7 protein-coding genes and 1 pseudogene are annotated in these 13,042 nt (G+C 71.0%); 6 read left to right on the top strand and 2 right to left on the bottom strand.

Annotation, left to right across the window (positions count from 1 at the left end; all coding sequences use genetic code 11):
* Positions 1-184: 184 nt before the first annotated feature.
* Positions 185-625, top strand: coding sequence for a DUF779 domain-containing protein (locus KGS77_RS32615; RefSeq protein WP_242586894.1), 441 nt, complete (start codon positions 185-187; stop codon positions 623-625).
* 79 nt (positions 626-704) lie between these two features.
* Here the strand turns inward: KGS77_RS32615 and KGS77_RS32610 are convergent, their stop codons facing one another.
* The gene (locus KGS77_RS32610; protein WP_242586892.1) at positions 705-1,652 is read right to left on the bottom strand and encodes a DUF1444 domain-containing protein; all 948 of its coding nucleotides are present in this window, start codon (positions 1,650-1,652) and stop codon (positions 705-707) included.
* 356 nt (positions 1,653-2,008) lie between these two features.
* On the opposite strand from KGS77_RS32610, the gene KGS77_RS32605 reads away from it, so the two are divergent.
* The 5 genes and pseudogenes from KGS77_RS32605 (at position 2,009) to KGS77_RS32585 (ending at position 11,290) form a co-directional block, all read left to right on the top strand.
* Complete coding sequence (locus KGS77_RS32605; protein ID WP_242586890.1) at positions 2,009-4,384, top strand: bifunctional glycosyltransferase family 2 protein/CDP-glycerol:glycerophosphate glycerophosphotransferase; 2,376 nt, start codon at positions 2,009-2,011, stop codon at positions 4,382-4,384.
* Positions 4,381-4,524, top strand: coding sequence for a hypothetical protein (locus KGS77_RS32600; RefSeq protein ID WP_242586887.1), 144 nt, complete (start codon positions 4,381-4,383; stop codon positions 4,522-4,524). Before KGS77_RS32605 ends, KGS77_RS32600 begins: the two co-directional genes overlap by 4 nt.
* Positions 4,525-4,619: 95 nt before the next feature.
* Entirely contained in the window at positions 4,620-8,213 is a 3,594-nt protein-coding gene (locus tag KGS77_RS32595; RefSeq protein ID WP_242586885.1) for a bifunctional glycosyltransferase family 2 protein/CDP-glycerol:glycerophosphate glycerophosphotransferase, read from the top strand.
* Between the two features lie 466 nt (positions 8,214-8,679).
* Positions 8,680-10,305 carry a hypothetical protein gene (locus KGS77_RS32590; protein ID WP_242586883.1) on the top strand — a complete coding sequence of 542 codons (1,626 nt, stop codon included), beginning with the start codon at positions 8,680-8,682 and terminating at the stop codon, positions 10,303-10,305.
* A gap of 260 nt (positions 10,306-10,565) precedes the next feature.
* Positions 10,566-11,290: pseudogene (locus tag KGS77_RS32585) on the top strand (helix-turn-helix domain-containing protein).
* A 76-nt stretch (positions 11,291-11,366) separates the two neighbouring features.
* Here KGS77_RS32585 and KGS77_RS32580 read toward each other — a convergent pair.
* A complete protein-coding gene (locus tag KGS77_RS32580; RefSeq protein ID WP_242586881.1) occupies positions 11,367-12,851 on the bottom strand; it encodes a hypothetical protein in 1,485 nt (494 codons plus the stop codon).
* Between the last annotated feature and the right edge of the window lie 191 nt (positions 12,852-13,042).

Below are 13,042 nucleotides of genomic sequence, written 5' to 3'. Positions count from 1 at the left end.
GGGGCCGCCGGTCGTCAGCAGGCGGAGCGGATGCGTGACGCCCTCGTGGAACTGAGGAGCGATAACCGGCGGCTCTGTGCTCAGCCGCCCCCCTTGCGGCGTGCCGGGAGGTGGCCGAGTCTCACATCAGCGGCGGCCGGTGACGGCCGCGTTCGGCGCGAGGCAGGCGAGGAAGGAGCCAGGCATGCCGGGTGACGAAGCCGTGGAGCCCGTGTCCCGGGGCCGGGAGGAGGGCGGCCGGTCCGCGCGGGAGGTGGCGCGGATCGCGCTGACCCCCGCCGCCGAGGAGCTGATCCGCGAGCTGTACGCCTCCCACGGGCCGGTGATGTTCCACCAGTCGGGCGGCTGCTGTGACGGGAGTTCACCGATGTGCTATCCGGCCGGTGAGTTCCGTACGGGTGCCTCGGACGTGCTGCTGGGGCGGCTGGCCGTGCGCGGTGTCGGGAAACCGGTCGGCTTCTACATGTCGGCGGACCAGTTCGCGCGCTGGCGGCACACGCATCTGACGGTGGACGTCGTTCCCGGGCGCGGCGGCGGCTTCTCGCTCGAAGCGCCCGAGGGGGTCCGCTTCCTGATCCGCTCCCGGCTGCTCAGTCAGGAGGAGCGGGAACTGCTGGACGGCTGAGACGGCGGTACGGGCAGACGACGGCTCGCCACCCGGGGCCGTCAACGCCATCGATGTTCTCGTTGCCGCTTCGGTGACGTTACGCCTCGTCCTGTACCAGGCGCTCCAGCATGTCCTGGAAGTCCACGTCGACGACCACCCGCAGCCCGTCGCCGTCCGGCTCGCTCAGCCGGGTCATCGTTCCGCGCCGCCACCAGAAGACGTTGGGGCTGATCGCCCCCGCCGCGTCCTCGTGGCCCGACGCCGCGAACTGCGCCATGGACTGGAGCGCGGGGATGACCTGTGCGTCGCGGATGGGGTGGAAGGCGAGCTGGTGGCGGAAGGGCAGGGCCACCAGGGCCCCGTCCGCGGTCAGCGGTGTGCCCACGACCCGCTGGACCAGTTCGTCCAGCACCAGTACCCGGCTGGCGGTGAAGAAGGAGTCGCCGAGGACGACTTCGAAGGCCGAGCCGTCACCGCGCCGCACCGTCTCGTGTCCCTCGACCGGCAGGGCGCGCAGGTTGTTCATCGCCCGGATGCGCAGCTCGGGCACCTCGCCCAGGTCCAGCAGCGAGTCCTCGCTGAGCATCTGTACGGCCTCGGGGAGGTCCAGGGCCAGGACCTCGCGCAGCCCCGGGGCCGGGCTGCGTCCGTACCGGAAGGAGTCGGACGGCGGCAGGGTGTCCTCGGCGACGACCCGGGGGTACAGGCGGGCCCGGATCTCGTCCTCGGAGAGGGTCTCCAGGGGCTGCGGGCCGTCCATCGTCCGCAGCACCTTGCCGACGTGGTCCCGGATCATCGCGGGCCAGGAGCGTTCGCCGCGCCGGTCGCGGTGGCAGACGGCGGCGAGGTTGCCCAGTCCGAACTGGCGCCCGGAGGAGTCGGCGACCACGCCCGCGTAGACGGTGACCTCCAGCCCCTGTTCGGCGAACGCCTGGCGGACCTGCGACCTGAAGAAGCCGCCCTCCCGGTCGGAGAAGAAGGCGAACTCGCCATCGCGCGGGGCTTCGCGCGGGTCCCGCTTCGGTCCGCGACGGAACAGGCCCATCTCTTCCTCCCGCCCTCCCGGCGACGACCACGTACGCCGATCGTATCGGGCCTGCCGCGCCCCTCGGCGCGGCCCGCCGGCCCCGCTCCGGCGGTGGAGCCCACCGCCGCTGCCGGGGCGGCGTTCCCATGCCGGAGGGTCCGGTGGCCAACCCCGTATGATGCCCATGGATCGACCGATTGACGCGGCTCGGCAGACTCGTCCGCCACAAGCGGACGTGACGCATACCACAGAAACAGCAGGCCAACAATAAACAACCTTTCGGCGTCGACTAATGTCAACTAGTTGACCGAAAGGGCCTCGGCGGGTCTTTTCCGAAATTGCGTATATGCCCGTTACGAGGAGTAACACCGACCATGTCCGACACCGGCCTGGGCAGCAGCCCGCGCTTCAGCGTCATCGTTCCCGTGTTCAAGGTGCACGAGCTCCTTCGCGAGTGCATGGACTCGGTGCTCGGGCAGGACTTCACGGACTTCGAGGTCATCGCGGTCGATGACCGCTCCCCCGACCACAGCGGCGAGATCCTGGACGAGTACGCGGCGCGCGACCGGCGGGTGAAGGTGCTGCACCTGCCGGAGAACGGCGGACTGGGCCGGGCCCGTAACGCCGGCCTGGAGCGGGCCCGCGGTGACTACCTCCTCTTCCTGGACAGCGACGACACCCTCACACCCGGCGCGCTGGGCGCGCTCGCCGCGCGGCTGTCCGGCACCGAGGACCCCGACATCCTGGTCTTCGACTACGCGCGCACCTACTGGGACGGCAAGGTGCTGCGCAACCAGCTCGCGGCGCTGCTCGCCGAGTCCGGTGCGCCGGTGTTCTCCCTGGCCGAGCGACCCGAGCTCCTGGACCTGCTCCAGATCGCCTGCAACAAGGCCTACCGCCGCTCCTTCGTGGAGGAGCACGGCTTCCGCTTCCCGCCCGGGTACTACGAGGACGCCCCCTGGACGTTCTGCACGATGATCACCGCGCAGCGGATCGCCGTACTGGACCGCGTCTGCCTGCACTACCGCCAGCGCCGGCAGGGCGGCAACATCCTGGGCACCACCAGCCGCAAGCACTTCGACGTCTTCGACCAGTACGCGCGGGTCTTCGCCTACCTGGACGCGCACCCCGAGCTGCGTACCTGGCACCCCCATCTGTTCCGCAAGATGATCGACCACTACCTGACGGTCCTGGACAAGCCGGGCCGGCTGCCCCAGGAGGCGCGGGCGGAGTTCTTCCACCGGGCCGCGTCCGACTACCGCCGTCTGGAGCCGGAGGGCTTCGTACGGCCCGGGGGCGTGGCCGGCGGCAAGTACGCCGTGCTCGCCCGCGACCTCTACCCGGCCCTGGCCGGGGTGAAGTCGGCCGGGCGGATCCACCGGGGACTGCGCCGGCAGGCGGGCAAGCAACTGCGCCAGGCCAAGCGCACGGGCATGGACCTGCACTACCGCTCCCAGTTGCGGCGTCCCCTGGAGGAGAACCTGGCGGTGTTCTCCTCCTACTGGGGCCGCTCGGTGGCCTGCAACCCGGCCGCCATCGACCGGGAGCTGGCCCGGCTGGCCCCGCACATCCGCCGGGTGTGGGCGATCAAGGCCGGCGAGGAGGACAAGGTGCCGGCGGGCACCGAGTTCGTACGGGTCGGCTCGCGGGAGTTCTGGACGGCCGTCGCGCGGGCGAAGTTCCTGGTCAACAACGCCAACTTCGCCGACAAGGTGGTCAAGCGGGAGGGCTCGGTCCACCTCCAGACCCACCACGGCACCCCGCTGAAGTCGATGGGCCTGGACCAGCAGAGGTTCCCCGCCTCGGCCAAGGGCGTGGACTTCGAGGATCTGATGAGGCGGTGCGACCGCTGGGACTTCAGCCTCTCGGCGAATCGTTTCTCCACGGAGATCTGGGAGCGGGTCTACCCCTGCTCGTACACCTCCCTGGAATACGGCTACCCGCGCAACGACATCCTGCTGAACGCCGGTGCCGCCGAGGTCGCGCGGGCTCGCCGCTCCCTGGGTCTGGCCGAGGGCACCGTCGCCCTGCTGTACGCCCCCACCCACCGCGACCACGAGCCGGGCTTCACCCCCCGGCTGGACCTGGCCGCCCTCGCCGAGCGGCTGGGCCCGCGCTACACCCTGATGGTGCGCGCCCACTACTTCTACAAGGACTCCCCGGACCTGGCCAAGCTCCGGGCCGACGGCCGGGTCCTGGACGTCTCCGGGCACCCCTCGGTCGAGGAGCTGTGCCTGGCCTCGGACGCCCTGATCACCGACTACTCCTCGGTGATGTTCGACTTCGCCAACCTGGACCGCCCCATCGTCACCTTCGCCGACGACTGGGACGTCTACGCCGCGGTCCGCGGTGTCTACTTCGACCTGCTCCAGGAGGGGCCCGGCGCGGTCGCCACCACCCCCGACGAGCTGGTGGAGGTCTTCCGCTCCGGGGCCTGGCAGGACGCCCGGGCCGCCCGCCGCCGGGCGGCCTTCCGGGAGCGGTTCTGCGAGTTCGACGACGGCCGGGCCGCCGAACGGGTCGTACGCCGGGTCTTCCTGGGCCAGACGGACCTGCCGGCGATCGTCCCCCTCGAACAGCGCGTCCCCGCGCCGGCCCCGGCCCTGCTGCTCGGCGCCGTACCGCCGCAGAAGGCCGTACCGCCGCAGAGCGCCGCACCGCGGCAGGACACGGCACGGACGGACCGTACGCCGAGCAGCGCCCCCGAGCAGATGCGCCTGGTCCTCCCCTGGCGACGACCACGGCGGTGACGACCACGCCGGCCACGACCACGCCGGCCACCACCACGGCAGCCACGACCACGGCGGCGGCCACCACCGAGCCTTTGAACCCGGCGACCGCGCCCCGGACGACGACGGGCACCACGGAGCCGCTGCGTCCGGCGCTCTGACCGACCGTTACGTCCGGCGCCCGCGCCGCGGCGGCCCGACCGGCCGCCGCGCCCGGCGCCTCGCACCACTCCTTCAGGAAGGCAACTCCCTCCCCATGCCACCACGGCTCAGCGTCATCGTCCCCGTCTACAACGTCGAGGAGTACCTCCCGGCCTGCCTGGACTCGCTCCAGGAGCAGACGCTCCGCGAGATCGAGATCATCGTGGTCGACGACGGCTCCCCCGACGACTGCGCGGCGATAGCGGCGGAGTACGCGGCCCGCGACCCGCGTTTCATCCTGATCCGCAAGGAGAACGCGGGTCTGGGCGCGGCACGGAACACCGGCCTGGAGCGCATCCACCCGCACAGCGAGTTCATCGCGTTCGTCGACAGCGACGACGTGATCCCGCCGGACGCCTACCGGATGATGCTGGCCAGCCTGGACGAGTCCGGTTCGGACTTCGTGACCGGCAACGTCCACCACATCAACTCCACCCGGGTCTGGCAGTCCCCGATGCACCGCATCCTGGCGGGCGGCGCCCGGCGGCGTACGCATGTCACCGAGGACAAGCGGCTGCTGACCGACCGGATCGCCTGCAACAAGGTCTTCCGCCGCACCTTCTGGGAGAAGCACGGCCTGCGCTTCCCCGAGGGCGTCCTGTACGAGGACACCCCGGTCATCGTGCCGGCGCAGGTGCTCGCCGACGCGGTGGACGTGGTCAGCGAGCCGACGTACTACTGGCGGCTGCGCGACGGCTCCGGCCCCGCCTCGATCACCCAGCGCCGTACCGAGCCCAAGGCCGTGCGCGACCGCACCGCGGCCGTGGAATCCGTCAGCCGCTTCCTGGCCGCCCGACCGGACTGCGCCGACCTCAAGCGTGAGTACGACCGCACCGCCCTGACCGGTGACATCCGGATCTTCCTCAACGTCCTGCCGGACGGCGACGACGAGTACCGCGCGGAGTTCTTGAAGTCCGTCAACCGCTACCTGGACCAGGTCGACCCGCAGGTGGCGCTGGCGCTGCCCGCCCGCGCACGGCTGAAGTGGCTGCTGGTGCGCAAGCACGCCATGGACGAGCTGATCGGCATGCTCAACGCCGAGCGGCAGGGCGAACCGATCGAGATCCAGGGCCTGCTGCGCAAGTACGCGGGCTTCGCCGGTACGGGCCGGGCCGCGGCCCGGCTGCCCAAGCAGATCCGCCGGATCGACCAGGACCTGAAGATGAAGGCCCCGATCCAGGAGATCTCCTGGGAACAGGGCAAGCTGCGCCTGCTGGGCCACGCCTGGATCGAGCGGATGGACCAGCCCGCCAAGCACAGCGCGGTCAAGGTCGTCCAGTTGCGCAAGGAGGGCTCGCGCCGCCGTACGGTCCTGCCGGTCCGCAACGTCTACCGCCCCCAGGCCACCACCGAGTCCGGCCAGACCCAGCACAACTACGACTGGTCCGGCTGGGAACTGCTGCTGGACCCCAGGAAGCTGCGCCGCGGCAAGCAGTGGGAGGAGGGCACCTGGCACGTCGGCATCGGGATGGTCGCGGGCGGGCTGGTGCGCAAGCGGGCGGTGCGCGCGGCCGGCGCCACCAGCGCGGGCAACCCCCCGTACCACTGGCTGGACGAGAACCACCGGCTGCTGCCGCTGCCCGACAAGGACCTGCTCAAGCTGCGGATCGAGAAGGTCCGGGCGCTGGTCACCGGCTACCGCGCGGCGGGCGGGACCATCGAGGTCACCGGCGAGATCCGTGAGTCCCTGGCGCCCGGTGAGGTGGTGGAGCTGGGGGTGAAGAACCGCGGCACCGGTGACGTGCTCAGCTACCGGGCCGATCTGTTCCCCGCCGCGAACGGCGTCACGGGCTTCCGTGTGCCGGTGCCGCTGGAGGACATCGCGCTGCTGCCCGAGCACCAGGACGCCCTGTCCGACAGCCCGCTCGAAAGCGTACGGCGCTCCCGTTCCCTGGCCGCCCGGCGGAACTGGAGCACCGTACTGGTGGCCACCTCGCCCTCCGGCAAGGAGCGGCGCTTCTCCACGGTCGTACGGCCGGGGCTGGCCGACGCGCAGGTGCGGCTGCCCGCCTCGCTCGGCGAGGGCGCGGACCGCAACGAGGTCGGCGTGTTCGCCGGGCAGACCGGTTATCTGAAGTTCTCCGGCCGCGTCCTGCAGGCCAAGCTGACCGATGTGTACTGGCGGGACGGCCGGTTCACCCTGATCGGCAGCACCCCGGCCGACCTCGTCGACCCGGTGCTGGTGATCAAGGCACGGGACCGCTTCGACGAGAAGACCGTGCCGGTCCGGATGTTCGATGACGGCACCTTCGAGGCGGAGTTCACCCCGGCCCGGATGGGCGGCCCGCAGGGCACGCTGCCGCTGAAGACCGGCCGCTGGAACTTCTTCCTGCGCTCGGCCGACGGCGAGAGCGAGGTGCCCTTCATCCTGGACCGGCTGGCCAACCCCAAGTTCCCCGTGCAGGGCACCGACCTGGGCCGTGAGTACGCCGTCGAGGCGCGCTGGTTCGACTTCCCGCAGCTCAACTGCGTCAGCGACCTGTCGGTCCTGGAGCGCGGCAAGTACCGTCAGTACCACCTGCGTACCGAGGTCTACGAGAAGGGCCGTCAGCAGCCGCTGCGGGACGCGGTCCTCTACATCAGCTACAACGGCAAGCAGTACTCCGACAGCCCCAAGGCCATCCACGAGGAACTGCTGCGGCGCGGCGCGGACGTCGAGCACCTGTGGGTGGTGCGCGACGGTCAGGTCGAACTGCCGGACACGGTGGGGAAGGTCCGTTTCCAGTCCACCGAGTGGTACGAGGCGCTGGCCCGCTGCCGGTACATCGTCACCAACGCGCACCTGCCGCACTGGGTGGAGCGCCGCGAGGGCCAGGTCATCGTGCAGACCTGGCACGGCACGATGCTCAAGCGCATCGGTCTGGACATCGACGCGCCGAAGTTCGACCCGAAGTACCACGAGCGGCTGCGCGAGGAGGCCAGGAGCTGGTCCATGCTGGTCTCCTCCAACCGCTTCAGCACCCCGATCCTCAAGCGGGCCATGGCCTTCGACGGCCCGGTCGTGGAGACCGGCTACCCCCGCAACGACTACCTCTACGCGCCGGACCGGGACGCCCGGGCCCGGGAGATCCGCGCGAAGCTGGGCCTGCCCGAGGGCAAGAAGGTCGTGCTGTACGCACCGACCTGGCGGGACGACATCTCGCACCGCGTCGGCCAGTTCCGCTTCGACCTGCGGCTGGACCTCCAGGACGCGGAGCGTCGGCTGGGCGCCGACCACGTCCTGCTGGTGCGCCGCCACTCCAACATCGTGGACAGCATCCCCGGCGCGGGCGGCGGCTTCGTCTTCGACGTCTCGGAGTACCCGGACATCGCCGACCTGTACCTGGCTGCCGACATCATGATCACCGACTACTCGTCGGTCATGTTCGACTACGCCCACCTGCGCCGGCCGATGCTCTTCTTCACGTACGACCTGGAGCACTACCGCGACACCCTGCGCGGCTTCTACTTCGACTTCGAGCAGGACGCGCCGGGGCCGCTGATCCACACCTCGGAGGAGCTGATCGACGCGATCGCCGACATCGACGCGGTCTCGGCGCGGTACCAGGAGCAGTACGACCGGTTCCACCACAACTTCTGCGACCTGGACGACGGGCAGGCGTCCCGCCGGGTGGCGGACCTGATGTTCGAGGCGGCCAAGAACGCCTGAGCGGGCTGCCGGAGGACCGGCGGCCGACTGGACGACGGGCGGCCGGACGGTTGCCGTCAGGCCGTGAAGGGGCCGGGCGCGAGGACTTTCCTCGTGCCCGGCCCCTTCCTCGTGCCCGGCCCTTTCTTCGTTCCACTTCCTCTTCCCGCTTCCTCGTCCCGCTCTTTGTTCCGCGCCCGGACCACCGGGGCGTGTCGCGGAGACGCTCCTGCCGTTGACGCCTCAACCAACCTGCGGCTGCCGTCCGTTGGGCTGGACCGGACCAACGCGGCCCGGTTCGCCCGAGCGCGGCGATCATGGCATGATCACGCAGATCCTTCCGCGAGCCACCGCTCGCGGACGGTCCGCTGTCCTGTTCTTCCCGTTCTTCCGTTATTTCGTTGTCCCGTTGTCGTGAGGCGTCGTCCACGGAATCGGCATCGACTCCGCCGCGGCGCACCCCACCCCACGTTTTCAAGGGTCCACTTTGCGCAGAAGCACCAAGCAGGCATTCATACCTGCCCTGACCACCATCTCCCTGCTGGCCGTGGGCTGTTCGTCGGCCGGCGCCGGCCACCCCGCGAGGTCCGCCGGGGCCGGTGGCCAAGCGGCTGCCGCCGCCCCGGCCGCCGAGGCGGACGCCGCCGGGAGCGCCGTCGGCAACACCGCCGCCGACGGACAGCGGCTGCCGGTCGCCGCGGCTCCCGCCTCCTCCGGTTCCACCGGCTCCACCGCTGTCGCCCGCCCGTCCGCCGGCGGGCGTGGGGCTCACAAGTCCGCGCTGCGGATCGCCTCGTACGACCGCCGCAGCGGACGCGCGGTCATCGCCGGTCCGGCCGGCTCCCCCAAGAAGCCCGGGACCGCTCCCACGCCGTCCGACCCCGGCCACAAGGACTCCCGGCCCACCCGGTCGCCGCAGCCTTCCGGGAGCCCCGGGAACACCGGGAACACCGGCAGCCCCGGCGCTTCGGAGTCCGCCGGTGCCGGGAAGAACGCGGCCGTGGCCGTCGGTGACGTCATCGCCGCCGCGCCCGCCCCCGGCGCGCCCAGCGGCGTACTGGCCAAGGTCACCAAGGTGCTGGGCACGACGCGGGCGGGCACCGAGGTCAACACCGCCCCGGCCACCCTCGACGCGCTGCTGGGCAAGGGCAAGGCCAACGGCAAGGTCCCCGTCGACCCGGCGGACGTCACCGTCCGGCCGCTGGTCAAGGGCGTACAGGTCTCCTGGGCGAAGAACGGTCAACGCCGTTTCGGCCCGCACGGCGCCACGCTGCCCCTGGGCAGCCTGCGGGTGGACGTCGGCGCGTCGGTCGCCACCGCCGAGGGCGCCCCGGCGAGCGCAGCGGCCTCGGTCTCCGGCTTCCTCCAGCTCTCCCCCAAGGTGGAGTTCGCCTACGACGGGAGCCGGGCGCACGCCTCGTCCGCCGCCGGATCCGGCCCCCGCGGTACGGCTCCCGGCGGCGCGTTCATCGGGCTGTCCGGCGACTGGTCCTCCCAGTGGGAGTTCAAGGGCCGGGCCGCCGCCTCGACCGGGGCCGGCAAGCCGCTGCGGATGCCGTTCGCCAAACTGCACGCCGATCCGGTCATCCAGGTCGGCCCGGTGCCGGTGGTCGTCAACCTGGACCTCACCTGCTATCTCACGGTGGAGGCCGACGGCCGGGTGAGCGTCGACGTCAAGCAGGACATCAAGGGCGACTTCCGGGTCGGCGGCAGCTACAACTGGTCCAAGGGCTGGAAGTCCGTCAGCGAGTCCGGCCTGACCTCCACGCCGGTCCGGGCCACCGTGACGGCGGCGGGCCGGGCGAAGGCGACCCTGGGCGCCGAGGCGAGCGTGGGCCTGTACGGCGTGGCCGGGGTGAGCGCCGACATCGCTCCGTATCTGCGCGGCGAGGCCACCGCCACGGCCACCGGCTCCTCCGACGGGAAGGGCTCCGCCACGGCCGACTGGAAGGTCTTCGGAGGACTGGACCTGTCCGGTGCGCTCCAGACCCAGTTGACGATCTTCGGCACCCCGGTCTTCCAGAAGCGCATCCCCCTGGGCACCCTGCACCGTGAGTGGCAGCTCGCGGCCGGCCATCTCTCCTCCGCCGCCCGGCAGCCCCACTCCGGCTGACGCCGGGGCCGACCCGCCGATCTGACGGCCCGTCCCCACGGAGAACCCCACCGGTTCCGTATACCGCTTCGGCCGACCCCTCCCCCCCTGACATGCGCAGGTGGGAGGGGTCGGCCGAGAGCAACACCACCTAATTCGGGCGATCCCCCGCGTCGCCCGAATTAGGCAGTTTGGCCGGATACCGACCCGTGGCAGGCCGGACACCCGGAGACTCACTGAGTATATTGGCTCCGAGCCAGTCAACGCAGGAGAGTTATAGCATGTCCCCCCGAAGCGCCTCGGTCAATGAAGAATTGCGGCGGCGTTCACGTGAGCGATTGCTTCAGGCGACCGTCGAACTGGTGGACGAGCGCGGGTACGAGGCGACCACGCTCGGGGACATCGCCTGCCGGGCGGGGTCGGCGCGCGGGCTGGTGTCGTACTACTTCCCGGGCAAGCGGCAGCTCCTCCAGTCCGCGGTGCACCGGCTGATGCATCTGTCGCTCCAGGCGAGGCTGGAGCGGGAGCCACAGCCGGCCGGGGCCGACGCGGGGCGGGAGCTGCTGGCGCGCGCCATCGATGTGATCCTGGGCCTGGCGCGGGACCGGCCGATGCTGATGCGTACGCACATGGCGGGCATCCTGACGGCCGAGGGCTTCATCCAGTGCCCGGAACAGCAGCAACTGGCCTCCCTGCTGCGGGAGACGGTCCAGCGGTACGGGTCCCCGGACCCGGACACCGACTACCGGCTGCTGCGTGCGCTGCTCATGGGGCGGTGGTGGCGGTGCTGCTGCCGGGAGCCCCGATGCCGGTGGCCCGGCTGCGGGCCGAGCTGTTCCAGCGGTATGAGCTGGACTGGGAGATGGGGGACCCGCCGGGCGAGAAGCCGCCCGGCGGGCTGGTGCGACGGCAGCCCGACCAGGACCGGGGCCAGGAGGGCCGGAAGGGCCAGGAGGGCCGGGACCAGGTTCCCGGCCCGGACAGCCGGGGCCGGGACCAGGGTTAGGGACGCGGTCGCGGAAGGTGCCGGGAACGGGAAGGTTCACGGCCGGCGGACGCGCGTCGCACCGGCGGGCGGTGGGTCACCGGTAGTCGGGCTGCGTCTGGACGTTGAGTTCACGCAGCCGTACCGGCCCGGCGCTGTCCGTACGGCGGTCCTCGATCTTCAGGACGTCGAAGCCCTTGGCCATGTCGTTGGAGTAGATGTGGCCGTTGTAGTAGTACGCCGACCAGGAGCCGCCCGACACGAGCGTGTCCGCCGAGAGCGGCCCCCGCTCGAAGTACCCGATCTCCTTGGGGTGGCCGGAATCGGTGAAGTCCCAGATGGAGACTCCGCCTTGGTACCACGCCTGGACCATGATGTCGCGGCCCCTGGCGGGAATCAGCGAGCCGTTGTGGGCAACGCAGTTCTCGGTGTCGGCCTGGTGACGGGGGATCTTGTAGTAGCTCCGGAAGACCAGCTTGCGGCGGTCCCCCTTGCCGGTGATGTCGTAGATCCCGTCGGCGCCACGGTTCGGTCCGGTCTTCTCGTTGCAGGTGGCGGCTCCGCCCCCGCCGAGTTCATCGGTGAAGACCACCTTGTTCCCGCGTTCACTGAAGGTCGCGGAGTGCCAGAAGGCGAAGTTGACGTTGTCCTGGACCCGGTCGATGACCCGGGGCGCGGCCGGGTCGGAGATGTCCATCAGGATGCCGTCCCCCATACAGGCACCGGCGGCCAGCCGCAGCTTGGGGAAGGCGGTGATGTCGTGGCAGCCGGTGGTCTCCGAGACACCGGGGTTGACCGGGTCGCCGGGGTTGCCGCCGTCGGGGAACAGGACGGGGAAGTCGATGACCGCGGCCTTCTGGGGCGCGGAGCGGGGCACCTTGATGACGGAGATGCCGTCGTGCGGCGGCCGGCAGTCCGGGAACGCCTCGCTGGGCGAGTAGGACGAGACGTAGATGTAGACGTCGCGCCGGTCGGGGACCAGGGTGTGGGTGTGCGAGCCGCACGCGGTCTCGACGGCGGCGAGGTACCGCGGGTTCTCCTTGTCGCTGATGTCGAAGATCTTCATGCCCTCCCACGACGACTTCTCGGTCGCGGGCTGGGTGGTGCTGGCGCAGGAATCGTCACTGCGCGAGGAGTCGGTGGACAGGAACAGCAGGTTGCCCGAGACGGACACGTCGTTCTGGGACCCGGGGCACAGGACCTGGCTCACCAGCCGGGGCTTCGCGGGGCGGGAGATGTCGAAGACCGCGAAGCCGTCGTAGTTGCCCGCGAAGGCGTACTTCCCCTGGAACGCCAGGTCGGAGTTGGTGCCCTTCAGGGCCTGCTTGGGGATGTTGGCGAGGTGGCGGACGTTGTCGCTGTGCACGGCCTCGTCCACGCCGGGTATCCGGCCGTCGCGGATCGCGGCCCGGGTGCCGGCCTCCTGTGAGCGGCTCACCGGCCGGTCGGGGACCGGGGTGTCTCCCGGGCCGGGGATCGCGGCGGCCGGACCGGCGACCAGGAGCGAGGCGGCGAGGCCGAAGGCCGCGACCGCCGCGGTGAGTCCGCCGAACCTGTGCCGTGCCGGCGATCTGCGTAACACACGTGGTCTGTATGGCGCTTGGGATCTTGGTGATGTCCGGGATCTTTGTGATGTCCGGGGCCTGTGTGGCGCCCGGGGTCTGGACAGCGGTTTCACGGTGCCCTCCCTTGTCTCCATGGGAGTTGAAAGGATCCTGGCCCCCGGTAGTATCGCGACGCTCATGTACATATCAAGGGGGCCGCCGCGACGAC

This window comes from Streptomyces sp. MST-110588, from assembly GCF_022695595.1.
Taxonomy (GTDB): Bacteria; Actinomycetota; Actinomycetes; order Streptomycetales; family Streptomycetaceae; genus Streptomyces.
The sequence above is the reverse complement of the archived record's forward strand: the minus strand, read 5'-3'. Positions and strand labels throughout refer to the sequence as shown.